The sequence below is a fragment of the Streptomyces sp. NPDC091376 genome, from assembly GCF_044757085.1.
In the GTDB taxonomy this organism is placed as follows: domain Bacteria; phylum Actinomycetota; class Actinomycetes; order Streptomycetales; family Streptomycetaceae; genus Streptomyces; species Streptomyces pratisoli.
This window is the reverse complement of the sequence record NZ_JBIVUF010000001.1, coordinates 885,298-910,175: the sequence shown is the minus strand read 5'-3', so window position 1 is coordinate 910,175 and position 24,878 is coordinate 885,298. Positions and strand designations below refer to the sequence as shown.

The following is a 24,878-nucleotide window of genomic DNA, read 5'->3' as shown; positions in this document are numbered from 1 at the left end:
GCCATCATAGAATCATGGGATGATTGGTTGTCCAATCTCGAAGCACGAAGGAGCAGCATGGCGCTGACCTCTCCTCGCCGTTCCGCCCTCTCGGACCAGGTGATCGCCGAGCTGCGGAACCAGATCACCTCGGGCGAGTGGCCGGTGGGCTCGCGGATCCCGACCGAGCCCGAGCTGGTCGAGCAGCTGGGCGTCGCCCGCAACACGATCCGCGAGGCGGTCCGCGCGCTCGCGCACAACGGGCTCCTGGACATCCGGCAGGGCTCGGGCACCTATGTCGTGGCGACGAGCGAGCTGGCCGGCGTGATGCACCGCAGGTTCGCCGACGCCGATCCGCGGCACGTCGCCGAGCTGCGCTCCACGCTGGAGTCCACGGCGGCCCGGCTCGCCGCCGAGCGCCGCACGGAACGGGACCTGAAGCAGTTGGACGGCCTCCTGGCGCGCCGCGAGGACGCGTGGGAGTCGGGCGACGCGGAACGGTTCGTCGCGGCCGACGCGACGTTCCACCTGGCCGTCGTCGCCGCCTCCCACAACGATGTGCTGACCGCGATCTACGCCGACCTGGGTGATCTGCTGCGCGACTGGCTGCGGGACGACGTGGGCCAGGAGCTGCGGCCGGAGAACCACATGGACCACGACCGGCTGGTCGACGCGATCCGCGCCTGCGACGGCGACGCGGCGGCCGCGGAGGCGGCGGGCTACCCGTTCATGTGTCTGCGCAAGGACGCTTGACCCGTCGCGTCGGCATGCAGGGCGCCGGGCGTGTTCAAGGAGCCGGGCGTACGGCCCACCGGGCCGAGGCCAGAAGGCCGGGCCGACGTCAGGGGCCTGGCCCACGACCACGGGCAGGCATCAGGCGCCCGGGCCGACGTCAGAAGCCTGGCCCACGACCACGGGCAGGCATCAGGCGCCCGGGCCACGACCACAGGCCGGCGTCACGACGGTCGTCGCAGATGGCTCACCCAGACGGTCCGTATCTCCTTCCAGCAGCGCTCGCTGAGGGTCGCGCGGCCGGTCGGGCCGAGTTCTACGGGCTTGCTGTCGGCGTCGACGTCCCACCAGCGCTCGCACTCGACGTGGAGCTGGACCCGGTCGGTGTCCATGTAGGGGTTGTGGCAGTACGCCGTGGCCCGGGAGCCTTCGACGTAGACGCTGCAGTCGGCCCCGAAAGGCCGCGCGGCGGACTCCCGGTGCGCCTGGGAGACCGCCGCTGTGGGGGCGGGACACACCAGGGCCGCCACTACCCCCAGTACCGACGCGGAACGCCACGACGTACGCACAAGCAGGACCTCCTCGGCCGTACTGCGGCAAGCGCCGCTGCTGCACCACAAGGGAGGGATTGCTTCTCCAGGGTCACCCGGCCGGGGGCCGTCCGCCCGTCCCATTGACCCGAACGGGCGATGCCCCGGCCTCCCGCACACAGCGGGTGACCGGGGCATCGGAAGCGTCCGGGTGAACAGCGGCGTCCGTGACGCAGCGTAACGGCTGGTTACGCGCCCATCATGTGCACGCCACCGTCGACGTGGATGATCTCGCCCGTGGTCTTCGGGAACCAGTCGGACAGCAGGGCCACGATGCCGCGGCCGGTGGGCTCCGGGTCGGCCATGTCCCACTCCAGCGGGGAGCGGTGGTTCCACACGTCCGCGAGGTCGCTGAAGCCCGGGATGGACTTCGCGGCCATCGAGCCGAGCGGGCCCGCCGAGATCAGGTTGCAGCGGACGTTCTGCTTGCCCAGGTCACGGGCGACGTAGCGGGAGGTGGCCTCCAGCGCCGCCTTCGCCGGGCCCATCCAGTCGTACTGCGGCCAGGCGAACTGGGCGTCGAAGGTCAGACCGACTACCGAGGCGCCCTCCTGCGGGAACAGCGGCAGGCAGGCCATGGTCAGCGACTTCAGCGAGAACGCCGAGACGTGCATCGCGGTCGAGACCGACTCGAACGGCGTGTTCAGGAAGTTGCCGCCGAGCGCGTCCTGCGGCGCGAAGCCGATGGAGTGGACGACGCCGTCGAGCCCGCCCAGCTCCTCGCGCACGATGTCCGCGAGACGGCCGAGGTGCTCGTCGTTGGTGACGTCGAGCTCGATGACCTTCGTGGGCTTGGGGAGCTTCCTGGCGATCCGCTCGGTCAGCGTGGGACGCGGGAAGGCGGTCAGGATGATCTCCGCACCCTGCTCCTGGGCCAGCTTCGCGGCGTGGAAGGCGATGGAGGACTCCATCAGCACACCGGTGATGAGGATGCGCTTGCCGGCGAGGATTCCACTCATGTGATCAGTGACCCATGCCCAATCCGCCGTCAACCGGGATGACGGCTCCAGTGATGTACGAGGCGTTGTCGGAGGCGAGGAACTTCACCGCGGCGGCGATCTCCTCCGGCTGCGCGTAACGGCCGAGCGGCACCTGCGAGACGATGCCCGCACGCTGCTCGTCGGTGAGCACCTTGGTCATGTCGGTCTCGACAAAGCCGGGCGCGACCACGTTGAACGTGATGTTCCGCGAGCCGAGTTCGCGGGCGAGGGAGCGGGCGAAGCCGACGAGCCCGGCCTTGGAGGCGGCGTAGTTGGCCTGACCCGCCGAGCCGAGCAGCCCGACCACGGAGGAGATCAGGACGACGCGGCCCTTCTTGGCGCGGAGCATGCCGCGGTTGGCGCGCTTGACGACCCGGAAGGCCCCGGTGAGGTTGGTGTCGACGACGGAGACGAAGTCCTCCTCGGACATGCGCATCAGCAGCTGGTCCTTGGTGACGCCGGCGTTGGCGACCAGCACCTCCACGGTGCCGTGCTTGTCCTCGATCTCCTTGTAGGCCTGCTCCACCTGTTCGGTGTCGGTGATGTCGCAGCGGACCGGGAGGCAGCCCAGCTCGATCAGCTCCTCGGGCGGCTCGCCCGACCGGTACGTGATCGCGACCTTGTCGCCGGCTTCGGCGAACGCGCGGGCGATGGCGAGGCCGATGCCCCGGTTTCCTCCGGTGACGAGAACCGAGCGGCTCAACGGATCACCCTTTCGATAGCGGTCTTGTCCTGCAAAAACCTATCGGTACCGCCCATCGTCCAGGGGATCGACCCCTGACAGTGGCGTACCGGATGCGCTGTCGGGTCCCTACAGAAAGCGGTAGGCAGCGGGCACCCGGGCGCGACATGATCGGGGCGACCGGTCTTGTGACGACGGGTCCGACCAGGACAGGAGACATTCGTGGCTCATTCCATCGACGAAGCCTTCACGGCCTTGCCGCTGCGGGCGCTCGCCGACGCGGCGCTCGCCCGGGCCCGTGCGCTCGGCGCCGAGCACGCCGACTTCCGGCTGGAGCGGGTGCGCAGCGCGGCGTGGCGGCTGCGGGACGCCAAACCCTCCGGCTCGTCCGACACCACCGACCTGGGGTACGCGGTGCGGGTGGTGCACGGCGGGGCGTGGGGGTTCGCCTCCGGCGTCGATCTGACCATGGACGCCGCGGCCAGGGTCGCGGGCCAGGCGGTGGCGATGGCGAAGCTGTCGGCGAAGGTGATCGCGGCCGCCGGGTCCGACGAGCGCGTGGAGCTGGCGCAGGAGCCGGTGCACGCGGAGCGTACGTGGATCTCCTCGTACGAGATCGATCCGTTCACGGTCCCCGGCGAGGAGAAGTCCGGGCTGCTGGCGGACTGGAGCGCGCGGCTGCTGCGGGCGGACGGTGTGGCGCACGTCGATGCCTCGCTGCTGACCGTGCACGAGAACAAGTTCTACGCGGACACGGCGGGCACGGTCACCACCCAGCAGCGGGTACGGCTCCATCCGCAGCTCACGGCGGTCGCCGTGGACGAGACGACCGGCGAGTTCGACTCGATGCGCACCATCGCGCCACCGGTCGGCCGCGGCTGGGAGTACCTGACCGGCACGGGCTGGGACTGGGACTCCGAGCTGGAGGAGATCCCGGGGCTGCTCGCGGAGAAGATGCGGGCGCCGAGCGTCGAGGCGGGCCGGTACGACCTGGTCGTGGACCCGTCCAATCTGTGGCTGACGATCCACGAGTCGATCGGCCACGCCACCGAGCTGGACCGGGCGCTGGGCTACGAGGCGGCGTACGCGGGTACCTCTTTCGCCACCTTCGACCAGCTCGGCAAGCTGCGCTACGGCTCGTCGGTGATGAACGTGACCGGCGACCGGACCGCCGAGCACGGTCTCGCGACGATCGGGTACGACGACGAGGGCGTCGAGGCGCAGAGCTGGGACCTGGTCAAGGACGGCACGCTCGTCGGCTACCAGCTCGACCGGCGCATCGCGAAGCTGACGGGCCTCGGCCGCTCCAACGGCTGTGCGTTCGCGGACTCCCCCGGGCACGTTCCGGTGCAGCGCATGGCGAACGTCTCGCTGCGGCCGGAGCCGGGCGGACTGTCGACGGAGGACCTGATCGGCGGGGTGGAGCGCGGCATCTACGTGGTCGGGGACCGGTCCTGGTCGATCGACATGCAGCGCTACAACTTCCAGTTCACCGGGCAGCGCTTCTACCGGATCGAGAACGGCCGGCTCACCGGGCAGCTGCGCGACGTCGCCTACCAGGCGACGACGACGGACTTCTGGGGATCGATGGAGAAGGTCGGCGGGCCGCAGACGTACGTCCTCGGCGGCGCCTTCAACTGCGGCAAGGCCCAGCCGGGCCAGGTCGCGGCGGTGTCGCACGGCTGCCCGTCAGCCCTCTTCCGCGGCGTGAACATCCTCAACACCACGCAGGAGGCGGGCCGATGACACCGGACCACGCCCGCACCACCCCCTGCCGGGGGCCCGGGGGTCGTCCCCCGGGACAGCACAGTCTCAACACCACGCAGGAGGCCGGTCGATGAGCCCCGTCAGCAAGCCGCACGAGATCGTCGAGCGCGCACTCGACCTGTCCACCGCCGACGGCTGTGTGGTCATCGCCGACGAGCACTCGTCGGCCAATCTGCGCTGGGCCGGCAACGCGCTCACCACGAACGGCGTGACCCGGGGCCGCACCCTCACCGTGATCGCCACCGTGGACGGGGCGCAGGGCACCGCGTCCGGGGTGGTGACGCGGTCCGCGGTGACGGCCGAGGACCTGGAGCCGCTGGTACGGGCCGCCGAGGCCGCGGCCCGCGCGGCGGGGGCGGCGGAGGACGCACAGCCGCTGGTGACCGGCGTCCCGGTGTCGGGGGACTTCACCGACGCGCCGGCCGAGACCTCCTCGGCCGTCTTCACCGATTTCGCACCCGCGCTCGGCGAGGCCTTCGCCCGCGCCCGGTCCGGCGGCCGTGAGCTGTACGGCTTCGCCAACCACGAGCTGACCTCGACGTACCTCGGTACGTCGACGGGCGTACGGCTCCGCCACGACCAGCCCAACGGCACGCTTGAGCTGAACGCCAAGTCGCCCGACCGCAGCCGCTCCGCCTGGGCCGGCCGTTCCACGCGCGACTTCAAGGACGTCGACCCGGCGGCGCTGGACGGGGAGCTCGCGACCCGGCTGGGCTGGGCCGAGCGCCGTATCGACCTGCCCGCGGGCCGGTACGAGACGCTGCTGCCGCCGACCGCCGTCGCCGACCTGCTGATCTACCAGCTGTGGTCGTCCTCGGGCCGGGACGCCGTCGAGGGCCGCACGGTCTTCTCCAAGCCGGGCGGTGGCACCCGTATCGGCGAGTCGCTGTCCGGGCTGCCGCTCACGCTGCGCAGCGACCCGGACGAGCCGGGCCTGGAGTCCGCTCCGTTCGTGATCGCCCACTCCTCCGGCGACGACGCCTCGGTGTTCGACAACGGTCTGCCGCTGCCGGCCACCGAGTGGGTCCGTCAGGGCACGCTGGACCGGCTGATCACCACCCGGCACAGCGCGGGCCTGACCGGGCTGCCGGTCTCCCCCGCCGCCGGCAACCTGATCATGGACGCCGGCGGTGAGCGTTCCCTGGAGGAGATGGTCGCCTCGACCGGGCGGGGACTGCTGCTGACCTGCCTCTGGTACATCCGCGAGGTCGACCCGGCGACGCTGCTGCTGACCGGGCTGACCCGCGACGGCGTCTATCTCGTCGAGAACGGCGAGGTCGTCGGCGAGGTGAACAACTTCCGGTTCAACGAGTCGCCCGTCGATCTGCTGTCGCGGGCCGTGGAGGCCGGGCGTACGGAGAAGACGCTGCCGCGTGAGTGGAGCGACTGGTTCACCCGGGCCGCGATGCCCGCGCTGCGCATCCCGGACTTCAACATGAGCTCGGTCAGCCAGGGCGTATGAGCCCAGGGCCGAACCCATAGACTGCTAGACACCACCTGGGGCGACCATCACCCCTTTCTGCCTTTTCCGAGGAGATACCAGAACCGTGACGGACATCGTCGACGAGCTGAAGTGGCGCGGGCTGTTCGCCCTGTCCACCGACGAGGACGCTTTGCGCAAGGCGCTCGCGGACGGTCCCGTCACGTTCTATTGCGGCTTCGACCCGACCGCGCCCAGCCTGCACGTCGGGCATCTCGTGCAGGCGCTCACCATGCGCCGGCTCCAGCAGGCGGGGCACCGCCCGCTGGCGCTGGTGGGCGGGGCGACGGGTCAGATCGGCGACCCCAAGCCGACGGCGGAGCGCACGCTGAACGACCCGGAGACCGTCGCGGCGTGGGTGGAGCGGGTCCGCGCCCAGATCGAGCCGTTCCTGTCCTTCGAGGGCGAGAACGCGGCGGTCATGGTCAACAACCTGGACTGGACGGCGGGCATGTCCGCCATCGAGTTCCTGCGGGACATCGGCAAGCACTTCCGTGTCAACAAGATGCTGACGAAGGACTCGGTCGCGCGCCGGCTGGAGTCCGACCAGGGCATCAGCTACACGGAGTTCAGCTACCAGCTGCTTCAGGGCATGGACTTCCTGGAGCTGTACAGGCGCTACGGCTGCACCTTGCAGCAGGGCGGCAGCGACCAGTGGGGCAATCTGACCGCGGGTCTGGACCTGATCCACCGTCTGGAGCCGCACGCGAGCGCCCACGCGCTGGCGACGCCGCTGATGACCAAGGCGGACGGCACCAAGTTCGGCAAGACCGAGGGCGGCGCCGTCTGGCTGGACCCGGAGATGACGACGCCGTACGCGTTCTACCAGTTCTGGCTGAACGTGGACGACCGGGACGTCTCCACGTACATGCGCATCCTCAGCTTCCAGAGCCGTGCGGAACTGGAGGAGCTGGAGAAGCTCACCGAGGAGCGTCCGCAGGCGCGTGCCGCGCAGCGTGCGCTCGCCGAGGAGCTGACGACGCTGGTGCACGGCGCCGACCAGTGCGCGGCGGTCATCGCCGCGTCGAAGGCGCTCTTCGGTCAGGGTGAGCTGGGGGAGCTGGACGAGGCGACCCTGAGCGCGGCGCTCTCCGAGCTGCCGCACGCCCGGGTGAGCGCGCCCGCCGCAGTGGCCGACCTCTTCGCGGAGGTCGGTCTGGTGGCGAGCAAGTCGGCCGCCCGCCGCACCATCAAGGAGGGCGGGGCCTACGTGAACAACGCGAAGGTGACCGCCGAGGACGCGGTGCCTGCCGCCGAGGACCTGCTGCACGGGCGCTGGCTCGTGCTGCGCCGCGGCAAGAAGAACCTGGCCGCGGTCGAGGTCACGGCCGGCTGACACGCCGGGCCGACACGGCGGAACACCACGGCAGCGGCCGGGTGGGAGATCGTTCCCACCCGGCCGCTGCCGTGTCCGTGGCCCGTCGGGCGGCTCCTGCGTCCGCCCTCAGGCCGCTTGTTTTCTGCCGCGCAGGGATGCGTAGAGCATGTCACCGAGGCCGACGATGACCAGGGCGGCGACGATCTGCAGGGCATGCCTGCCCCAGTCGATGCCCGGCGTCTCCTCGATTCCGAACGCCCCGGCAAGGGCGTTTCCGACGATGCCGCCGATGATGCCGAAGATCGTGATCAGCCAGAGCGGACTGTGCTGCTTCCCCGGCAGGATCGCCTTGGCCAGCAGGCCCAGCACGAATCCGACAATGATCGCCCACAACCAGCTCATGGCTGCCTCCCGGTTTCGGATCGACGTGAGCCGTTATCGGCTAGTTTCGGCGTATCCGCCATACGGCGCATGTCGGAGAGATCTGTGCGCGGTACACGGTGATCTGGTCGGCCCAGGTCGGGCGGGACCCGGTCTCGAATGCGACGCAGCCGCGGCGTACCGTTGAAGCAGGTCCGGGCCGGGGAGAGTCCGGCGCGGCGATCGGGCGGTGGAACGGCATGCGGAAGCACAAGGAGCCCGAGGTCTTCAGGATCACCGGAGCCCGCCAGGGACTGGCCGACGACGTGCGCGGCCGGCAGCGCCGCTATGTGATCTCGATGTCGATCCGGACCCTCGCGGTGATCCTCGCCGCCGTGCTGTGGAACGTCCAGCAGCAGGTGGCGATCGTGGCGCTGGTGCTCGGTGCGGCACTGCCGTACATCTCCGTGGTGATCGCCAACGCGGGCCGCGAGAGCGCGCCGAAGCCGCTGTCCACCTTCGTGCCGGCCCCCACGCGGCCGATGCTCGAGACCTCCGCCGCGGCGGAGGCGCCCGCAGCGGACAAGGCGGCGGACAAGGCGGCGGACAAGGCGGAAGGGAAACCGGAATCCGCCGCCGAGGACACGGCGGACCGGACGATCAGGCACGCCTGACCGCGGGCCGGGCGAGAGCGGGGAACCGTACCCCGCAATGCTCAAGAAAAGCTCAGATCAATCATGAAGTTCCGGTGCACCGCGGGCCGTTCCGCGTGACATACTGCCTGTGCGCTCCGCATCCCCCGTCGGAGCGACGGACCGACGCCGGGCAGCTCCCCCCGTGGCTGCTCGGCGTCGCCACGTTATGGACAATGATCCGGTGAGTACCGACGCGGCGAGTGCCGAGACCCCGATCTGTTCCGCCAAGGGCTGTCGAGCCGCCGCCGTCTGGGTGCTGGCGTGGAACAACCCGAAGCTGCACACGCCGGAGCGCCGCAAGACCTGGCTCGCGTGCGACGAACACCGCGAGCACCTGTCCCAGTTCCTGGGCGTCCGGGGGTTCCTGAAGGACGTCGTGACGCTCGACGAGTGGGAGCGGAGGTCAGCCGCCGATGGCTGACATGGGGCGCCGGGGCTGAAGGAACTCCGGGTCGTCCAGGCCCGATCCCGCCTTCTTCCCCCACATGGCGAGCTTCCAGATCCGGGCGATCTCCTCGTCCGGCGCGCCGGAGCGCAGAGCGCCGCGCAGGTCGGTCTCCTCCTGGGCGAACAGGCACGTGCGGACCTGCCCGTCGGCGGTGAGCCGGGTGCGGTCGCAGGCGCTGCAGAAGGGCCGGGTGACGGAGGCGATGACACCGACCCGGTGGGGCCCGCCGTCCACGATCCAGCGCTCGGCGGGCGCCGAGCCGCGTGCCCCGTCGTCCTCGGGGGTCAGCTCGAAGCGGGTACGCAGCGACTGCAGGATGTCACCCGCGGTGATCATCCCGTCGCGCTTCCAGCCGTGCTGGGCGTCGAGGGGCATCTGCTCGATGAAGCGCAGCTCGTAGTCGTGCTCGACGGCCCAGGCGAGCAGCTCGGGCGCCTCGTCGTCGTTGAGCCCGGGCATCAGGACCGTGTTGACCTTGACCGGTGTCAGACCGGCGTCGCGGGCGGCCAGCAGGCCCTCCAGCACGTCGTGGTGCCGGTCACGGCGGGTGAGGGTCTTGAAGACGTCGGGGCGGAGGGTGTCGAGGGAGACGTTGACCCGGTCCAGCCCGGCGGCCCGGAGGGCCTCGGCGGTGCGCCTGAGCCCGATGCCGTTGCTGGTCAGCGACATCCTGGGGCGGGGCTCCAGGGCTGCGCAGCGCTCGACGATGCCGACCAGACCGGGCCGCAGCAGCGGCTCCCCGCCGGTGAAGCGGACCTCGGTGATCCCCAGGCCGGTGACGGCGATACGGACCAGGCGCACGATCTCGTCGTCGTCGAGCAGGGACGACTTGGTCAGCCACTGCAGGCCCTCTTCGGGCATGCAGTAGCTGCACCTCAGATTGCACCGGTCCGTGAGGGAGACCCTCAGGTCGGTGGCCACACGGCCGTAGGTGTCGATGAGCACTGCAGGCCCCCTCCCTGGTGTCCGCACGTACGGGTACGCGTATATGAGCGAGCCTACGCGAGACCCCTGACAGCGGCAGCTGCCGTTTGCCACGAGGTACGAGGCGGCCGCGTCGTAGGACCCTACGATGGACCCTACGCCGCGGCCGCGCTCATGGGTGTGACGGTTTCCTCCTCAGTGGGCGCTGACGCCTGTGAGGGACTTGACCTCCAGCTCCGCGTACTTGCCCTTGTCCGGCTCCTCCTTGGAGAGCAGGGTGCCGAGCCAGCCGAGCAGGAAGCCCAGCGGGATGGAGACGAGGCCGGGGTTCTCCAGCGGGAACCAGGCGAAGTCCACCGAGGGGAACATCGAGGTGGGCTTGCCGGAGACGACCGGGGAGAACAGCACGAGCAGCACCGACGAGGCCAGGCCGCCGTAGATCGACCAGAGTGCGCCCTGCGTGGTGAACCTCTTCCAGAAGAGGCTGTAGAGGATCGTCGGCAGGTTGGCGGAGGCGGCGACCGCGAAGGCGAGCGCCACCAGGCCCGCCACGTTCAGGTCGCGGGCCATGGCGCCGAGCGCGATGGAGACGATGCCGATGAGGACGGTCGCCCAGCGGGCCGCGCGGAGCTCCTCCTTCTCGGTGGCCTGCCCGCGGCGGATGACGTTGGCGTAGATGTCGTGCGCGAAGGACGACGAGGACGCCAGGGTGAGTCCGGCGACGACGGCGAGGATGGTGGCGAAGGCGACCGCCGAGATCACGGCGAGCAGGATCGCGCCGCCCGCCGAGTCCGTACCGCCGATGTACAGGGCGAGCAGTGGTGCCGCCGTGTTGCCGGCCTTGTTGGAGGCGGTGATCTCCTCGGGTCCGACGATCGCCGCCGCGCCGAAACCGAGCGCGATCGTCATCAGGTAGAACGCGCCGATGATGCCGATGGCCCAGATGACCGACTTACGGGCGGCCTTGGCGGTGGGCACGGTGTAGAAGCGGATCAGGATGTGCGGCAGGCCGGCGGTGCCGAGCACCAGTGCGATGCCGAGGGAGATGAAGTCCAGCTTGGAGGTGCCGGTGGCGCCGTACTTGAGGCCGGGCTCCAGGAACGCCGCGCCCTTGCCGCTCTTCTCAGCGGCCGTGCCGAGCAGGTCGGAGATGTTGAAGTTGAACTTCAGCAGCACCAGGAAGGTGATGAGCAGGGTGCCCGCGATCAGGAGGACGGCCTTGACCATCTGCACCCAGGTGGTGCCCTTCATGCCGCCGATGGTGACGTAGAGGATCATCAGTACGCCGACGAGGCCGACGATCGCGATCTTCCCGGCGTCGGTGGTGATGCCGAGCAGCAGCGAGACGAGGACGCCCGCGCCCGCCATCTGGGCGAGCAGGTAGAAGATCGAGACGACGATCGTGGACGTTCCCGCGGCGGTGCGGACCGGTCGCTGGCGCATGCGGTACGCGAGGACGTCGCCCATGGTGAACCGGCCCGAGTTGCGCAGCGGTTCGGCGACGAGCAGCAGGGCGACCAGCCAGGCGACGAGGAAGCCGATGGAGTACAGGAAGCCGTCGTACCCGAAGAGGGCGATGGCGCCGGCGATGCCGAGGAAGGACGCGGCGGACATGTAGTCGCCGGAGATGGCGAGGCCGTTCTGGAAGCCGGTGAACTGGCGGCCGCCGGCGTAGAAGTCGGCGGCGTCCTTCGTCTGCCGGCCGGCCCAGACGGTGATGCCCAGCGTCGCGACGACGAAGGCCGCGAAAAGTGTGATGATCAGCGGCCGGTGCTCGGTGGTGGCACTCGACGCGGCGACCTGGACGGCGTGGAGGGTGGTGCTGCTCATGCGTCGGCCTCCATACGGGACTTGATCGCTTCCGCCTTGGGGTCGAGCTTCTCGGCCGCGTGCCGCGCATAGAACCAGGCGATGAGGAAGGTGGTGGCGAACTGGGCGAGGCCGAAGACGAAGGCCACGTTGATGTTGCCGAAGAGCTTGGTGCCCATGAAGCCGCCCGCGTAGTTGGACAGCAGGACGTACAGCAGGTACCAGGCGATGAAGGCGACGGTCAGAGGGAAGGCGAAGGAACGGTACGTGCGGCGCAGTTCGCCGAATTCCGCACCCTCCTGCACCTCGACGAACTGCTCGGTCGTGGGCTGGGCAGGACCGGTGTCCTTGCCGGTGCCGGGTGGCGGTGCATCGGTAGCCACGGAATCTCCTTGCGAGGCGGGTGCGACAGTCAACGGGCGGACGGGTTCTCACAACGGCACGGGGCGCACCGCCGAGTGGTTCACCCTCGGCCCTCTTCCCATCCGGCTTTTCCGACGAACTTTCTGTCCGAAGTCCCGGAAGTCGTTGATGTGTCCGGATGATCAGCGATAACTTCACTCGTCATGTACCCGCCCATTCGCACGGGGTGTCTGGGCGGCCCACCGGATGATGTGGAGACCCCATGGCTCATCTGCGATCCAGACGGACGCGCGCAATAGCTCTGCCCGCCGGTCTGGCGCTCACGGCCTCACTCGGATTCCTGCCCACGGGGGCGGCGACCGCCGCCCCCGCGGACGACACGCCCGTCGCCGTCTCGACCAACGGCCCGAAGCTGTCGTACGTCGTCAACACCGACGGCGGTCGCTCGACCGTCGCCAAGGTGAAGCGGGCGGTCGAGAGGGCCGGCGGCACGGTGGTGACTGCCTACGACCAGATCGGCGTCATCGTCGTCCACTCGCAGAACCCTGACTTCGCCCAGCAGATCCGCACGGTGAAGGGCGTCGCGTCGGCCGGCGCCACCCGCACCAACCCGCTGGTCCCGCAGCAGGACAACGCCATCGAGGCCGAACAGCCCCTGACCGCCGCTCAGGCGAAGGCGGCCGCGGCCAAGGCGACGGACGAGCAGGACCCGCTGGAGCCCCTGCAGTGGGACCTGCCCGCCATCAAGGCCGACAAGGCCCACCAGCGCTCGCTGGGCAGCAGCAAGGTCACGGTCGCCGTCCTGGACTCGGGTGTCGACGACACCCACCCGGACATCGCGCCGAACTTCGATCGCCGGGCTTCCGCGAACTGCGTGAGCGGCGTGCCCGTCACGGAGAACGACGCATGGCGTCCGGCCGCGGACGAGAGCGACCACGGCATGCACGTGGCGGGCACCATCGCCGCCGCGAAGAACGGTTTCGGGGTCACCGGCGTGGCGCCCGGAGTGAAGGTGTCCAGCCTCAAGGTGGCGAACCCGGACGGGTTCTTCTACACCGAGGCGGTCCTCTGCGGCTTCGTCTGGGCCGCGGACCACGGCGCCGACGTGACGAACAACAGCTACTACGTCGACCCGTGGCTGTACAACTGCAAGAACGACGAGGACCAGAAGGCCCTCGTCGAGACCCTCGCCCGGGCCACCAGGTACGCGGAGCGCAAGGGCGTGGTGAACGTCGCCGCGGCCGGCAACTCCCGTGCCGACCTCGCCGCCGACCAGGTCACCGACACGACGAGCCCGAACGACACCACGCCGGTCTCACGGGTCGTCAACCCGCGCGAGTGCCCGGACATCCCGGCCATGCTGCCGGGTGTGGTGACGGTGTCGGCGACCGGGGCCAAGGGCCTCAAGTCGTCCTACTCGAACTACGGCAACGGGATCGTGGACATCACGGCGCCGGGCGGTGACTCCACCGCCCTCCAGCCGCCGGAGGCCCCCGCCACCAGCGGGCTGATCCTCTCGACCACGTTCAGGGGCGGCCACACCTGGAACTACAAGGCGGGCACATCGATGGCGTCCCCGCACGTCGCGGGCGTCGTCGCGCTCATCAAGTCGAAGCACCCGCGCCTCTCGGCGGCCGGTGTGAAGGCCCTGCTGTACGCGCAGGCCGACGACCGCTCCTGCACCAACCCGTACGACATCAACGGCGACGGCACGGTCGACGCGGTGTGTGAGGGCGGCAAGAGCAAGAACGGCTTCTACGGGGCCGGGATGACGGACGCACTGGACGCGGTGCGCTGGTAGGCACGCGCCGACGGGCACCTGCCGGTGGCCACGTACGCATGACGGGCCCGGGCGTGAGCGATCACGTCCGGGCCCTTCGTGCGTGCGGGCGCCGGCGCCCGGCGTGGCTCACGGCCTGACGAGGACCTTCAGCGCGGTGCGTTCGTCCATGGCGCGGTAGCCGCGGGGCACGTCCTCCAGGCCGACCGTCAGGTCGAAGACCGGTGACGGGTCGATCGTGCCGTCCAGGACGTCGGGGAGCAGTTCGCCGATGTAGGCGCGGACCGGGGCGACACCGCCGCGCAGCGCGATGTTGCGGTCGAACATGACGCCGAGGTCGAGGCCGGTGCCGCTGCCGTGCGGGACGCCGACGTAGCCGATGGCGCCGCCGTCACGGGTGATGCCGACGGCGGTGCGCATCGACTGCTCGGTGCCGACCGCCTCGATCACGGCCTGTGCGCCATGGCCGCCGGTCAGCTCACGTACGGCCGCCACCGCCTCCTCGCCGCGCACGGCGACGACGTCCGTGGCGCCGAAGGTCCGGGCGATGTCGGTGCGGGCCTGGTGGCGGCCGAGCGCGATGATCCGCTCGGCGCCGAGCCGCTTCGCGGCGAGGACTCCGCACAGGCCCACGGCGCCGTCACCGACGACCGCGACCGTGCTGCCCGCGGTGACGCCCGCCCCGACGGCCGCGTGGTGGCCGGTGCCGAGGACGTCGGAGAGCGCGAGAAGGGCGGTCAGCAGCCGTTCGTCGGATGCCGCGTCGGCGGGGAGCTTGACGAGCGTGCCCTCGGCGAACGGGACGCGCACGGCCTGGCCCTGGCCGCCGTCACTGCCGGGCGAGCCCCAGAAGCCGCCCTGCGGACAGGACGTCTGCAGGCCCTCCGCGCAGTACGCGCAGGTGCCGTCGGACCAGACGAACGGGGCGACGACGAGATCACCGGGCGCGAAGCCGGAAACCCCGGAGCCCGCCTCCTCGATCACGCCCAGGAACTCGTGGCCGATGCGCTGTCCCGGCTGCCGCTGCGACTCCCCGCGATAGGCCCACAGGTCGCTGCCGCAGATGCAGGCCAGGACGACGCGCACGACGACGTCGGTCGGCTCCTGGAGTTTCGCGTCCGGCACCTCCTCCACACGCATGTCGAACGGGGCGTGGATGGTGGTGGCGCGCATGGCGGACGGATCCTTGCTCTTCGAACGGGGGTACGTGGTTCACCGTACGCCCCGGGCTCCCCGCTCGCTTCCGAGGGCCCCCGTGGTGAGCAGGTACTGGGCCGCGCCGTAGGTGAGCATGATCCAGAAGTCGGGCGCCGGGAGCTGCGGCCACTCGGCGATCCCGGTGGCGATGAGCATGTCGGAGAGCAGGAACAGCGCCCCGCCCACGCCCGCCGCGCGGCCGAGCGCGCTCGACCGGTACGCCATGGCGGTGAGCAGCACCGAGTAGGCAACGAGGGGCACCCGCAGTCCGGCGGGGAGATCGGCCCACAGCAGTGCGACGGCGCCGGCGAGGAGGGCGACGTATCCGAGGCCGAGCGCCGGGCTCGTCCGCCGGCGTCCGAACAGCGCGAGATAGCAGCAGTGACCGGCCGCGAAGGCTCCCATGCCGACGAGGAACGCCCCGTCCGTGCCGGCCATCAGGAGCACGTCGCCCGCCCAGCCGAGCAGGAGCGCGGCGATCAGCGGCCGGGGGGCGCCGCGGACCGCCGCGTACGCCACGAGCAGGGGCATCAGCAGCGGCTTGGCGATGTGGTGCCCGGTCTCCCACCCGGCGAGGAGCGCGGCGAGGTCGAGGAGCAGGGCGGCGGCGAAGCACACGGGCAGCAGCCGTGCGGCGGACTCCCGGCCGGGGCGGCGGCCGGCCCGGCGTGTGTCGTCGGCGGGACGGGCCGGCGCGCTCACGCGACGCGCTCCGTGGCGGCCGTGGGCGCAGGTGCCGCCTCCGCCGGCTCTGCCGGGGCGGCGGGCGCGGCAGGCGCGGCGGCCTCGGCGGGCTGCCATCCGGGGCCGCGGAACAACCGCCCCGCCAGCTCACGCCAGTTGCCCGCCGCCCGTACGTCCCGGGCGATGGAGACGTACTCGTGGGTGGCGACGCGCAGCGGGTTGTACGTCGCGATGTTCTTGGTGAGGCCGTACACGGGCCGCTCGGTCTCGGCCGCGAACGACCGGAAGAGCCGGTCCCAGACGATCAGGATCCCGCCGAAGTTCCGGTCGAGATAGCCGCCCTGGGAGGCGTGGTGGACCCGGTGGTGCGAGGGCGTGTTGAGCACGTACTCGAAGGGCCGCGGCAGGGTGCCGATCCGCTCGGTGTGGATCCAGAACTGGTAGACGAGATTCACGGAGGAGCAGAACGCGAGGGCGGCCGGGTGCACCCCGCAGGCGATCATCGGGAGGTAGAACGGCCAGGAGCTGAACCCGGTCCACGGCTGGCGCAGCGCGGTGCTGAGGTTGAACTTCCGGCTGGAGTGGTGGACGACGTGGCAGGCCCACAGGATCCGGATGACGTGGTGGCCGCGGTGGGACCAGTAGTAGCAGAAGTCCTGCGCGAGCAGCATCAGCAGGACCGTCCACCACAGGACGGGCACGCGGAGCGGAGTGAGCTCGTACACCGCGGTGTAGATCGCGACGACGGGGATCTTCCACAGGAGGTCGAAGAAGAGGCTGCCGAGTCCCATGCCGATGCTGGTGGCGGCGTCCTTGGCCGCGTAGCCCGCGGCGTCCTCGTCGGGATGGAGCCGGTAGCTGACCATCTCCAGGACGGTGAGCAGGACGAAGGCGGGTATCGACCACAGCACGACGTCGGGCAGGTTGGGCGGCATGCGGGCACCGTAGAGGCGGGTGCGGTGGCTCGGCCAGATGGTGTTACCGACAAGTTTGCGAGACGACTTGTCAGCAAGTTTTGGCGACTTCCGCCAAACGCACACCGAGCGGGCACCGGGAGCGGACGAGCAGCCGGCGTCAGACCCCCGCCGCACCGAGCAGCGACCCCGCCGCGTACGTCACGCCCATCGCCAGCGCTCCCCCGGCCACGTTCCGCGCCATCGCCCGGCCCGCCGGGGCGTTGCCGAGCCGGGCGCTCCACCAGCCGGTGAAGGTCAGCGCGACGAGCACCGAGCCGACGGTCACCCACAGCCGTGCCGAGGACGGCGGCAGCACGATCGCGAGCAGGGGGAGCAGGGCGCCCACGGTGAAGGCGAGGAAGCTCGCGCCCGCCGCGTGCCAGGGGTTGGCGAGCTGGTCCGGGTCGATGCCGAGTTCCACGCGGGCGTGGGCGCGGAACGCGTCGCGTTCGGTGAGCTGGACCGCTGCCTCGCGGGCGACGTCGCGGGAAAGTCCCCGGTCGGCCAGCAGGTCGGTCAGCTCGTCGAGTTCGGCCTCCGGCTGTTCGCGCAGTTCGCGCTTCTCCAGCGCCAGCGCCGCGCGTTCCGAGTCGCGCTGGGTGGAGACCGAGACGTACTCGCCGGCCGCCATGGACATGGAGCCGGCGAGCAGTCCGGCGAGGCCGGCCGTGAGAAGCGCGCCGCGGTCGCTCGTCGCGCCCGCGACGCCGACGACGAGTCCCGCGGTGGAGACGATGCCGTCGTTGGCGCCGAGGACCGCGGCGCGCAGCCAGTTGAGGCGGGTGCCGAGGGATTCGTCATGAGGCTCGTGGTGTGCCCCGTGGTGCGTGGGTCCGGTCACCCGGGGAGGGTCTCACCGGGGCCTCACCAGACGCGCACCGACCCGCCCGGTGCGAACGCCGGACTGGTGGCACCGGCCGGGATCTCCTTCAGCGGTTCGGCGATCCCGTCGACCGTCGGGCCGTGGACGGCGGCGATCGGGTCGAGGAGGTCGAGGTCGAAGCCGTACACCCGGGCCGCGTTGCCGCCCACCATCGCCGTGACCTCGTCGCGCGGCAGGCCCGCGTAGGCGATGCGCAGGCCTTCGCGGGAGTACGGTGCCGTGCCCTCGTCGTGGGGGTAGTCGCTGCCCCACATGATCTTGTCGAGGCCGATCCGGTGGCGCAGCGGTACCTCGTGCGGCCGCATGAAGCTGGCCCCGACGAAGCAGTTGTCGCGCCAGACCTCGCTCGGCCCCTTGCCCATGGCGGCGGCGAGCCCCGCGCCGAACTTGGACTCGGCGGTGGATGCCCTGGTCGCCGCCGCGACGAGCCTTCCGTGGTAGTAGTCCAGCATCTCGACGACTCCCGGGATCCAGCCCGAACCCTGTTCGGTGAGGACCAGTCTGAGCCCGGGGTGGCGGCGGAAGGCCCCGCCGAAGATCAGGTGCCACAGTGCCCGGTGCGAGAACCACGTCGTCTCCACCATGAACACGGCCCGCGCGGCCGGTTCGTCACCGAGCGGCGGGGACGCGGAACCACCGTGGTGGTTGACGGGTACGTCGAGTTCGTCGCAGACCGCCCACAGCGGGTCGTACGTCTGCGAGTACAGCTCCGGCACGCCCGAGCCGGGCGGGGCGCCCGGCAGCAGGATCCCGCCGGTGAGGCCCGCCTCCTTGGTGCGGCGGATCTCGGCGACCGCCTCGTCGACGTCGCCCAGCAGGATCTGCGCGACGCCCGCCCGACGTCCCGGGAGGAGGCCGCAGAAGTCGGCGAGCCAGCGGTTGTGGGCCCGCAGTCCGGCCCAGCGCAGCTCGTACTCCTCCGGTGCCGGCGCCGGGGCCATCAGGGAGGCGGACGGGAAGAAGGGCGGGATGGTGTTGGGGAAGACGACCTCGGCGACGATCCCGTCGGCCTCCAGCTCGGCGGTCCTGCGGTCGGAGTTCCAGTTGCGGTCGGCGGTGTCGGCGACGAGGTCCTCGTACGGATTGACGTACGTCGCCGCCCACGCGTCGAAGTCGTCGTGGTACCGCTTCTCCAGATACGGCTTGTAGTCCAGCAGGTCCGCGCCGGCGTGGCAGTCGGCGGAGACGACCGTGTAGCGGTCGGTCATGGCGTGACCCCCAGGGAGGGGAAGTCGTGGTCGGTCAGCCAGTGGCGGCCCACCTCGCGCGAGCGCGCCCAGGACGCCTCGACGGCCGCCTGGTCGTCGGGCTGGCCGAGGTCGGCGGGGGTCGGGCCGATGCGGCGGGCGAGCGGGGCGAGCGCGGCGGTGTCGAAGCCGAAGACCTCGGCGGCCGCGAGGCCCAGGATGCGTCGGGTCTCGGCGACCGGAATGTCGTGGAAGGTGTTCCTCAGCCAGGTCCTGGTGTCGGGCCAGGTGCCTTCGGGGTGCGGGAAGTCGCTGCCCCAGAGGATGTTGTCGACGCCGATCTCGTAGCGCTGGGCGAGTTCGCGCCGCTTGGTGTTGGTGGCGCAGATGAAGACCTGCCGGTCCAGGTACTCGCTGGGCGGGCGCTTCAGCTCCGCGAAGGGCGAGAGTTTCTTGCCCCCGTGGGCACCGAGGTAGAGGCGGTCCATGAACCAGAGGAGGTTCGGCAGCCACCAGCAGCCGGATTCGGCGACGCCGAACCTCAGGCCCGGGTGGCGTTCGAAGACCCCGGACCAGAGCAGGAACCAGAGCGGCCGGGCGGGCCACCAGGTGACCTCGGAGACGTAGATCCCGAGGTGGTCGCCGTACTCGTGGCGCGGGGCGGCGCCGGAGTGGGTGACCAGGGGCATGGCGGTCTCGGCGGCGGCCGCCCAGACGGGGTCGTAACGCCGGTCGTGGTACGGGGCCCTGTCCACCCACATGGAGGGGATCATCAGCGCGCCGAGCCCGGACGCCTTGGCCCGGTGGATCTCCGCGACCACACGGTCGGTGTCACCGGTGACGGGGAGCAGGGCGACTCCGCAGTGCCGTTGGGGATGCCCGGAGACGAACTCGGCGAGCCATCGGTTGTGCGCCTGCGCTCCCGCCATGCCGAGGTCCGGGTCCTGGTCGCCGGAGAGCCCGAGCCCGACGCCGAAGGGCGCGGCGGTGCGGCTGTCGACGGCGTCCGCGTCGGGGAAGACGACCTCGGCGGCCACGCCGTCGCCGTCGAGTTCCTTGAGACGCTGCGCGGTGTCCCAGCCGCCGCGCAGTCCTTCCTCGTTGTCGCTGAACCACTTGTCGGCGAACGCCTCGTTGCGCACGCCGAGGCGGGTCATCTCCTCACGGCGGCGGTCGCGTCCCGCGAGGAACTCGTCGAAGTCGCGATGGAAGCGGGAGTCGAGGTAGGGCCGGTACCGCTCGGTGGGCAGTCCGGCATGACAGTCGGAGGATATGATCAGATAAGGGTCGTTCGGTGCCGGTGCGTACGGGTCCGTCATGACGGCTCCCTCAGTCCAGTACGAAGCTTTCGAGGTAGGACGGGTCGGCGCGGTCGAGCATCGACCGCGCGCGTGCCCGGATCTGGCGGTCGCTGTGCTCGCTCGCCGGGAGCATCCAGAAGCGGCCGGCCCTGATGCCGTCCACGACGTGCCCGGCGACCTCCTCGACCGGGGTGAAGACCACTTCGTGGCCCGCGGCCTTCATCGCCGCCTCCCACTGGTCGAGGCTGCGGTACGGGGTTCTGCGCGGCCGCTCCTTGGCGTAGCGGGCCGGGCGGTTGCGGTGCGACTCCCACAGGCCGGTGCGGAGCATGTGCGGGCCGGGGAAGAGCACGGACGCCCCGACGGGGACGCCCTCCGCCTTCAGATGCGCGTACAGCGACTCGGTCAGGGTCACGACGGCGGCCTTGGTGACGGCGTACACGGACGCGGTCGGCAGTGGTGCGATCCCGCCGTCGCCGGACGACGTGTTGACGACATGGCCGGGCTCACCGCCGGCGATCATCCGCGGGACGAAGGCCTGGATGCCGTGGAAGACGCCCCCGACGTTGACGGCGAACGCCCACTTCCAGTCGTTCGGTTCGTGCTCCCACATCCTCCCCTCGGCACCCGAGCCGACGCCCGCGTTGTTGCACAGCACGTGCACGGCGCCGTAGGCCGCGTACGCCGCGTCGGCGAGCGCTTGTACGGAGTCGCGTTCCGAGACGTCCACCACCTGGGCGAGGACGTCCGCGCCTTCTGCCGCCAGCGCGTCGGCGGCCTTGCGCAGGGCGCTCTCCTCGACGTCCGCGAGGACGACTTTCAGCCCTTCCGCCGCGAACCGCCGTGCCATCGCCAGCCCGATGCCGCTCGCCGCGCCGGTGACGACGGCGACCTGTCCTCGTGCGAGCCTCATCGGACGCTGCCCTCCGGCGGTCCGTCGAGGATCTGCTGCGGGTCGTCGTAGCGCTGGTGGATGTACGGCAGGAGGTCCCGGGCGCTGACCCGCTCGGCCACCCGGCCCTGCTGGTCGGTGGTCTTCTCGCCGAGGGTGAGCTCGACCAGTTTCCGTACGGGCAGATCGGCGACGGGGTCGTACATGGACTCGCGCAGGACGACGTCACCGGTGACCTTCTCGAGCTTGCGCACCCTCTCGTGCCGCGTGCAGTGCACCAGCACGGGATCCGTGTCGAAGCCGGAACCGGCGCCGTCCACCGCCGGGAGGAACTTGAAGTAGAAGTCCACCTTCTCGGCCGGCTCCGGCAGCGGAAGCGGACCGCTCACCGCGCCCCGCACCTCGACGAACGCGATGCCGTGCCGGGCGAGCGACGCCCGCACGACCAGACCGTCGCGCTCGACGGTCACCTCGCCCAGCTTCTTCGGCTCGCCGAAGACCTCGCGGCCGCCGATGAGGGCACGCTCATGGGTCATCGGCATGACCAGCGGATACCAGCCCCGCCGGTCGCCGTGGGCGGCGGCGACCGCGACCGAGCCGGCGCCCAGCGGGTAGCCGGGCAGGTCCACCGTGCTGATGTTCGCCCGCACGAGGGGGCGTTCGGTGGGTTTGAGCGGTGGCGGCAGAACGGCCGCGACCGCGTCCGGGTCGGTCTCCCACACCGCCACCACGCCCGTGGACCAGATGTCGGGGAGCTTGGCTCCGGCCGCTCGGGCTGCCGCGATCTCGGCCTCGGTGCGCGCGCCGTACCGTACGCGTGCCATGTGTCGTACCACCCTTCGTCGTTCGTCGGGGGTCGTTCGACGGGGTCCGTCCTGTAACACAGTTACACCGGCGCGGATGAAGGGTAAAGAGCCATGCACGAAACGGAATTGGGGGCCTCATGCCACGCGCCGCCCTGACTCGCGAAGAGGTGCTGGACACCGCGGCGGAGCTGGTCAAGCAGCACGGCCCCAACGCCCTCACCATGCGCAAGCTCGCCGCCGAACTCGGCTCCGCCGTCACGTCGATCTACTGGCACGTCGGCAATCGCGAGTCGCTGCTGGACGCGCTCGTGGAGCGGACCGTCCGGGAGATGGGCGCGATCCGGCCCACGGGGCGCACCCCGACCGCCCGGATCGTCTCCCTCGCCCGCGGTCTGCGCCGCGAGCTGCGCGCCCGGCCGCACCTCATCGCCATGGTCCACGAACACGGCCTGACGGAACGCATGTTCCTGCCCGTCCGGCGTGCCCTCGTCCGGGAGGTGCACGCCGCCGGGCTGCGCGGCTCGCGCGCCGCCGACGCGGTACGGGCGGTGCAGTTCCAGATCGTGGGCTTCGTCCTGGTCGAACGCAACCGCGAACGCGCGCCCGTACAGTCGCCCGCCGAGGAGGAACTGTGGACCGGCGCCGCCGCCGACGAGGACCCGGCCCTCACCCGCGCCCTGGCCCGCCCGGCCGATCCGGAGAGGCTCTTCACGCTCTCCGTGGAGGCACTCGTGACGTCGCTGCTCGCGTAGACGGGGGCTGTTGACCGGTTCCGTGCGCTGCCGGGGCGGGCAGGGGCGGGGCTGTCAGTGGTGGCCCGTAAGCTCTGTGACCATGCTCGACGACCGTACGACAGCAGCAACGGCGTGGCCGGCCGCGTATCCGCAGGGGTACGCGGTCGTCGACGTGGAGACCACCGGACTCGCCCGCGACGACCGGATAGTGTCGGCTGCCGTCTATCGGCTGGATGCCCAGGGCAATGTCGAGGACCACTGGTACTCGTTGGTGAATCCCGAGCGGGATCCGGGTCCGGTGTGGATCCACGGACTGACGAGCGACGTGTTGGAGAGTGCGCCTCTTTTCGGTGATATCGCCCATGAATTCGCCCACCGGCTGGACGGCCGGGTGCTCGTCGCGCACAACGCCATCTTCGACTGGTCCATGATCGCCAGGGAGTACGCACGGGCGGAGCGCGTCGCGCCCGTGCGGCAGCGGCTGTGCACGATCGCGCTGTCCAAGGAACTGGCGCTCCCGTTGCCCAACCACAAGCTGGAGTCGCTCGCCGCGCACTTCGGCGTCGTCCAGCAGCGCGCGCACCACGCGCTGGACGACGCGCGTGTGCTGGCCGAGGCGTTCCGGCCGAGTCTGCACGCGGCGGCGGAGCAGGGGGTGCGGCTGCCGCTGCTGGAGTGCAGGCCACTGACCGAGTGGTCGTCGGCCCCCACCGCGCCGCGCATCGTCCACCAGGCGTCTGGGCCTTCCTCGTACCGGGCGAACGGCTGGCGCCCCTCGCGCAGGCGGCCCCCGTGCCCGTACCCCAACCCCGGACGCTACGAAGCGGACGAGCCGCTCAAAAAGGGAATGAGGGTCGCCTTCTCGGGTGACACCTCCGTCGAGCGGGAACTGCTGGAGGACCGCGCGGTCGAGGCGGGCCTCCATGTCGCGACGAGCGTCTCCCGGCTGACGAGTCTGCTCGTCACCAATGATCCGGACGCGCCGACCTCGAAGACGGTCCGCGCGAAGTCGTACGGAACGCCGATCGTCGACGAGGCCGCCTTCACACAGCTGCTGAGGGACGTGGCTCCGGCGGAGGAGTGACGAGCGGGCACGGACAGGGCCGGACCCGGCCCGGCCGCGTGCGCCGGTCGGGTGCAGCCTCGCCGACCCGCCCGCAGGGATCTTGCTCCGGTCCTCCGCCCTCCGGAGCATGCGGCGCATGGCACGTTGCGAGGTCTGCGGAAACGACTACGGCATGTCCTTCGAGGTGCACGCGCAGGGCGCGGTGCACGTCTTCGACTGCTTCTCCTGCGCCATCCACCGGATGGCCCCCATCTGCGAGCACTGCAAGGTCCAGGTCATCGGCCAGGGGGTCGAGGCCGAGGGCCACTGGTACTGCGGCGCGCACTGCGCCCGCGCGGAGGGGAAGGTGGGGATCGTCGACAAGGTATGAGCCTCCCCGCGGGTCCGAGGACCCTCCCTACGAGCACCCCACGACCGAGTTGTACGGTCGTGGGGTGTACCGCTTCCTGTTGTCCCGGCAGTGGGTGATCCTCACCCTCATCGGCCTCGTCCTCATTCCCGTCATGGTCGAGCTGGGCTTCTGGCAGCTGCACCGGCACCAGCACCGCGTCGCACAGAACCAGCTGATCGCGGACAACCTCTCCGCACGGCCGGTCCCCGTCACCGAGCTGACCTCCCCCGGACACACCGTCCCGCGCGCCGACTACTGGCGCCGGGTCACCGCCACCGGGACGTACGACACCACGCACGAGGTCGTCGTGCGCCGCCGCACCGACAACGACGAGCGGGTCGGCGTGCACGTACTGACCCCGCTGGTCCTCACCGACGGCCGGACCGTCCTGGTCAACCGCGGCTGGGTGCCCGCGGCGGCCGACCAGCAGGCGTTCCCCGTCGTACCGCCCGCGCCGAAGGGCGAGGTCACCGTCACCGGGCGGCTGATGGCCGACGAGACGACGGGCGCCAGCGGTATCAAGGACCTGCGCGGTCTGCCGCCGCGTCAGATCATGCTGATCAACAGCGAGCAGCAGGCCGAGCGCCTCGGCCGGCCCGTGCTCGGCGGCTATCTGCAGCAGACCGCGCCCGAACCGCCGAAGGACACGCCCGAGCTGATCGCCGACCCCGACCACGATTCCATCGGTGCCCATATGGCGTACGCCGTGCAGTGGTGGCTGTTCGCGTCCGGGGTTCCGGTCGGCTGGGTGATCCTCGTGCGCCGTGAGAAGCGGGACCGGGCGGCTGCCGCCGCGCGGCCCGCGCCCGAGGAGGCGGCCGAGGTCGTGGGAGCGGGCGCCGCTTAGGCGGGCGGCGGCGCGGGAACACGCCAA

At 70.9% G+C, this 24,878-nt stretch carries 26 protein-coding genes; 11 read left to right on the top strand and 15 right to left on the bottom strand.

The features are described from left to right. Positions 1 to 57 precede the first annotated feature (57 nt). Positions 58 to 732: a FadR/GntR family transcriptional regulator gene (locus ACIQMR_RS04080; RefSeq protein WP_401382541.1), complete on the top strand. Its 675-nt coding sequence runs from the start codon at positions 58 to 60 to the stop codon at positions 730 to 732. Between the two features lie 203 nt (positions 733 to 935). Here ACIQMR_RS04080 and ACIQMR_RS04075 read toward each other — a convergent pair whose 3' ends face one another. The 3 genes from ACIQMR_RS04075 to fabG all read right to left on the bottom strand — a co-directional run bounded on the left by ACIQMR_RS04075 (position 936) and on the right by fabG (position 2,984). Beyond that, positions 936 to 1,280 (bottom strand): hypothetical protein, encoded by a 345-nt coding sequence (locus ACIQMR_RS04075; RefSeq protein ID WP_401382538.1) that lies wholly within the window; start codon positions 1,278 to 1,280, stop codon positions 936 to 938. A 209-nt stretch (positions 1,281 to 1,489) separates the two neighbouring features. Next, positions 1,490 to 2,260, bottom strand: coding sequence for an enoyl-ACP reductase FabI (fabI, locus tag ACIQMR_RS04070; protein WP_266375172.1), 771 nt, complete (start codon positions 2,258 to 2,260; stop codon positions 1,490 to 1,492). A 4-nt stretch (positions 2,261 to 2,264) separates the two neighbouring features. Continuing rightward, a complete protein-coding gene (gene fabG / locus ACIQMR_RS04065; protein WP_401382535.1) occupies positions 2,265 to 2,984 on the bottom strand; it encodes a 3-oxoacyl-[acyl-carrier-protein] reductase in 720 nt (239 codons plus the stop codon). Between the two features lie 201 nt (positions 2,985 to 3,185). On the opposite strand from fabG, the gene ACIQMR_RS04060 reads away from it, so the two are divergent. The 3 genes from ACIQMR_RS04060 (at position 3,186) to tyrS (ending at position 7,546) form a co-directional block, all read left to right on the top strand. After that, positions 3,186 to 4,709 carry a TldD/PmbA family protein gene (locus ACIQMR_RS04060; protein WP_401382532.1) on the top strand — a complete coding sequence of 508 codons (1,524 nt, stop codon included), beginning with the start codon at positions 3,186 to 3,188 and terminating at the stop codon, positions 4,707 to 4,709. Between the two features lie 91 nt (positions 4,710 to 4,800). Beyond that, positions 4,801 to 6,192 (top strand): metallopeptidase TldD-related protein, encoded by a 1,392-nt coding sequence (locus tag ACIQMR_RS04055; RefSeq protein WP_401382529.1) that lies wholly within the window; start codon positions 4,801 to 4,803, stop codon positions 6,190 to 6,192. An 85-nt stretch (positions 6,193 to 6,277) separates the two neighbouring features. Then, positions 6,278 to 7,546: a tyrosine--tRNA ligase gene (gene tyrS / locus ACIQMR_RS04050; protein ID WP_266375164.1), complete on the top strand. Its 1,269-nt coding sequence runs from the start codon at positions 6,278 to 6,280 to the stop codon at positions 7,544 to 7,546. A gap of 108 nt (positions 7,547 to 7,654) precedes the next feature. Here tyrS and ACIQMR_RS04045 read toward each other — a convergent pair whose 3' ends face one another. Further along, entirely contained in the window at positions 7,655 to 7,930 is a 276-nt protein-coding gene (locus ACIQMR_RS04045) for a GlsB/YeaQ/YmgE family stress response membrane protein (RefSeq protein ID WP_266375162.1), read from the bottom strand. Positions 7,931 to 8,148: 218 nt separating this feature from the next. Here ACIQMR_RS04045 and ACIQMR_RS04040 point away from each other — a divergent pair, with 218 nt between their 5' ends. Both ACIQMR_RS04040 and ACIQMR_RS04035 read left to right on the top strand, forming a co-directional pair. Further along, positions 8,149 to 8,562 carry a DUF3099 domain-containing protein gene (locus ACIQMR_RS04040; protein ID WP_401382527.1) on the top strand — a complete coding sequence of 138 codons (414 nt, stop codon included), beginning with the start codon at positions 8,149 to 8,151 and terminating at the stop codon, positions 8,560 to 8,562. 187 nt (positions 8,563 to 8,749) lie between these two features. After that, entirely contained in the window at positions 8,750 to 9,004 is a 255-nt protein-coding gene (locus ACIQMR_RS04035; RefSeq protein WP_401382526.1) for a hypothetical protein, read from the top strand. Here ACIQMR_RS04035 and moaA read toward each other — a convergent pair. The 3 genes from moaA to ACIQMR_RS04020 form a co-directional block, all read right to left on the bottom strand. Beyond that, positions 8,987 to 9,976: a GTP 3',8-cyclase MoaA gene (moaA, locus tag ACIQMR_RS04030; protein ID WP_401382523.1), complete on the bottom strand. Its 990-nt coding sequence runs from the start codon at positions 9,974 to 9,976 to the stop codon at positions 8,987 to 8,989. The genes ACIQMR_RS04035 and moaA overlap by 18 nt on opposite strands. 174 nt (positions 9,977 to 10,150) lie before the next feature. After that, a complete protein-coding gene (locus ACIQMR_RS04025; RefSeq protein ID WP_401382520.1) occupies positions 10,151 to 11,785 on the bottom strand; it encodes a cation acetate symporter in 1,635 nt (544 codons plus the stop codon). Continuing rightward, positions 11,782 to 12,147 carry a DUF485 domain-containing protein gene (locus tag ACIQMR_RS04020; protein WP_358668260.1) on the bottom strand — a complete coding sequence of 122 codons (366 nt, stop codon included), beginning with the start codon at positions 12,145 to 12,147 and terminating at the stop codon, positions 11,782 to 11,784. The genes ACIQMR_RS04025 and ACIQMR_RS04020 overlap by 4 nt, the downstream gene beginning before the upstream one ends. Before the next feature lie 242 nt (positions 12,148 to 12,389). Between ACIQMR_RS04020 and ACIQMR_RS04015 the strand changes: the two genes are divergently transcribed. Beyond that, positions 12,390 to 13,928: a S8 family peptidase gene (locus ACIQMR_RS04015; RefSeq protein WP_401382517.1), complete on the top strand. Its 1,539-nt coding sequence runs from the start codon at positions 12,390 to 12,392 to the stop codon at positions 13,926 to 13,928. A gap of 108 nt (positions 13,929 to 14,036) precedes the next feature. Here the strand turns inward: ACIQMR_RS04015 and ACIQMR_RS04010 are convergent, their stop codons facing one another. The 8 genes from ACIQMR_RS04010 to ACIQMR_RS03975 form a co-directional block, all read right to left on the bottom strand. Further along, on the bottom strand, positions 14,037 to 15,080 hold the full coding sequence (locus tag ACIQMR_RS04010) for a zinc-dependent alcohol dehydrogenase family protein (protein ID WP_401382515.1): 1,044 nt from the start codon (positions 15,078 to 15,080) through the stop codon (positions 14,037 to 14,039). A gap of 39 nt (positions 15,081 to 15,119) precedes the next feature. Further along, the gene (locus ACIQMR_RS04005; RefSeq protein ID WP_401382512.1) at positions 15,120 to 15,806 is read right to left on the bottom strand and encodes a lysoplasmalogenase; all 687 of its coding nucleotides are present in this window, start codon (positions 15,804 to 15,806) and stop codon (positions 15,120 to 15,122) included. Beyond that, complete coding sequence (locus ACIQMR_RS04000; protein WP_401382510.1) at positions 15,803 to 16,723, bottom strand: sterol desaturase family protein; 921 nt, start codon at positions 16,721 to 16,723, stop codon at positions 15,803 to 15,805. Before ACIQMR_RS04000 ends, ACIQMR_RS04005 begins: the two co-directional genes overlap by 4 nt. A 139-nt stretch (positions 16,724 to 16,862) precedes the next feature. Continuing rightward, entirely contained in the window at positions 16,863 to 17,585 is a 723-nt protein-coding gene (locus ACIQMR_RS03995) for a VIT family protein (RefSeq protein WP_401382508.1), read from the bottom strand. A 23-nt stretch (positions 17,586 to 17,608) separates the two neighbouring features. Further along, complete coding sequence (locus ACIQMR_RS03990; RefSeq protein WP_401382505.1) at positions 17,609 to 18,835, bottom strand: amidohydrolase family protein; 1,227 nt, start codon at positions 18,833 to 18,835, stop codon at positions 17,609 to 17,611. Beyond that, on the bottom strand, positions 18,832 to 20,133 hold the full coding sequence (locus ACIQMR_RS03985; protein WP_401382502.1) for an amidohydrolase family protein: 1,302 nt from the start codon (positions 20,131 to 20,133) through the stop codon (positions 18,832 to 18,834). The genes ACIQMR_RS03990 and ACIQMR_RS03985 overlap by 4 nt, the downstream gene beginning before the upstream one ends. Before the next feature lie 10 nt (positions 20,134 to 20,143). Next, positions 20,144 to 21,028: an SDR family NAD(P)-dependent oxidoreductase gene (locus ACIQMR_RS03980; RefSeq protein ID WP_401382499.1), complete on the bottom strand. Its 885-nt coding sequence runs from the start codon at positions 21,026 to 21,028 to the stop codon at positions 20,144 to 20,146. Beyond that, positions 21,025 to 21,831, bottom strand: coding sequence for an acetoacetate decarboxylase family protein (locus tag ACIQMR_RS03975; RefSeq protein ID WP_401382498.1), 807 nt, complete (start codon positions 21,829 to 21,831; stop codon positions 21,025 to 21,027). Before ACIQMR_RS03975 ends, ACIQMR_RS03980 begins: the two co-directional genes overlap by 4 nt. A 119-nt stretch (positions 21,832 to 21,950) precedes the next feature. Here ACIQMR_RS03975 and ACIQMR_RS03970 point away from each other — a divergent pair, with 119 nt between their 5' ends. The 4 genes from ACIQMR_RS03970 (at position 21,951) to ACIQMR_RS03955 (ending at position 24,851) form a co-directional block, all read left to right on the top strand. After that, positions 21,951 to 22,565 (top strand): TetR/AcrR family transcriptional regulator, encoded by a 615-nt coding sequence (locus tag ACIQMR_RS03970; protein ID WP_401382496.1) that lies wholly within the window; start codon positions 21,951 to 21,953, stop codon positions 22,563 to 22,565. Between the two features lie 82 nt (positions 22,566 to 22,647). Then, positions 22,648 to 23,631, top strand: a complete 984-nt coding sequence (locus ACIQMR_RS03965) for a DEDDh family exonuclease (protein WP_401382494.1) — start codon at positions 22,648 to 22,650, stop codon at positions 23,629 to 23,631. A 118-nt stretch (positions 23,632 to 23,749) separates the two neighbouring features. Beyond that, positions 23,750 to 23,983: a hypothetical protein gene (locus tag ACIQMR_RS03960; protein ID WP_401382492.1), complete on the top strand. Its 234-nt coding sequence runs from the start codon at positions 23,750 to 23,752 to the stop codon at positions 23,981 to 23,983. Positions 23,984 to 24,047: 64 nt separating this feature from the next. Then, positions 24,048 to 24,851, top strand: a complete 804-nt coding sequence (locus ACIQMR_RS03955; protein ID WP_401382490.1) for an SURF1 family protein — start codon at positions 24,048 to 24,050, stop codon at positions 24,849 to 24,851. Positions 24,852 to 24,878: the final 27 nt, after the last annotated feature.

Excerpts from the sequence above, each read along its gene's own strand:
- ACIQMR_RS04010 (WP_401382515.1), bottom strand. The coding sequence starts at position 15,080 with ATGCGCGCCACCACCATCCACGCCCCGTTCGACATGCGTGTGGAGGAG.
- ACIQMR_RS04025 (WP_401382520.1), bottom strand. The coding sequence starts at position 11,785 with ATGAGCAGCACCACCCTCCACGCCGTCCAGGTCGCCGCGTCGAGTGCC.
- fabI (WP_266375172.1), bottom strand. The coding sequence starts at position 2,260 with ATGAGTGGAATCCTCGCCGGCAAGCGCATCCTCATCACCGGTGTGCTG.
- ACIQMR_RS03975 (WP_401382498.1), bottom strand. The coding sequence starts at position 21,831 with ATGGCACGCGTACGGTACGGCGCGCGCACCGAGGCCGAGATCGCGGCA.
- ACIQMR_RS03980 (WP_401382499.1), bottom strand. The coding sequence starts at position 21,028 with ATGAGGCTCGCACGAGGACAGGTCGCCGTCGTCACCGGCGCGGCGAGC.
- ACIQMR_RS03960 (WP_401382492.1), top strand. The coding sequence starts at position 23,750 with ATGGCACGTTGCGAGGTCTGCGGAAACGACTACGGCATGTCCTTCGAG.
- ACIQMR_RS04000 (WP_401382510.1), bottom strand. The coding sequence starts at position 16,723 with ATGCCGCCCAACCTGCCCGACGTCGTGCTGTGGTCGATACCCGCCTTC.
- ACIQMR_RS03970 (WP_401382496.1), top strand. The coding sequence starts at position 21,951 with ATGCCACGCGCCGCCCTGACTCGCGAAGAGGTGCTGGACACCGCGGCG.
- ACIQMR_RS04015 (WP_401382517.1), top strand. The coding sequence starts at position 12,390 with ATGGCTCATCTGCGATCCAGACGGACGCGCGCAATAGCTCTGCCCGCC.
- ACIQMR_RS03985 (WP_401382502.1), bottom strand. The coding sequence starts at position 20,133 with ATGACGGACCCGTACGCACCGGCACCGAACGACCCTTATCTGATCATA.
- ACIQMR_RS04080 (WP_401382541.1), top strand. The coding sequence starts at position 58 with ATGGCGCTGACCTCTCCTCGCCGTTCCGCCCTCTCGGACCAGGTGATC.
- ACIQMR_RS04040 (WP_401382527.1), top strand. The coding sequence starts at position 8,149 with ATGCGGAAGCACAAGGAGCCCGAGGTCTTCAGGATCACCGGAGCCCGC.
- ACIQMR_RS04045 (WP_266375162.1), bottom strand. The coding sequence starts at position 7,930 with ATGAGCTGGTTGTGGGCGATCATTGTCGGATTCGTGCTGGGCCTGCTG.
- ACIQMR_RS04035 (WP_401382526.1), top strand. The coding sequence starts at position 8,750 with ATGGACAATGATCCGGTGAGTACCGACGCGGCGAGTGCCGAGACCCCG.
- ACIQMR_RS03965 (WP_401382494.1), top strand. The coding sequence starts at position 22,648 with ATGCTCGACGACCGTACGACAGCAGCAACGGCGTGGCCGGCCGCGTAT.
- ACIQMR_RS03990 (WP_401382505.1), bottom strand. The coding sequence starts at position 18,835 with ATGACCGACCGCTACACGGTCGTCTCCGCCGACTGCCACGCCGGCGCG.
- ACIQMR_RS04055 (WP_401382529.1), top strand. The coding sequence starts at position 4,801 with ATGAGCCCCGTCAGCAAGCCGCACGAGATCGTCGAGCGCGCACTCGAC.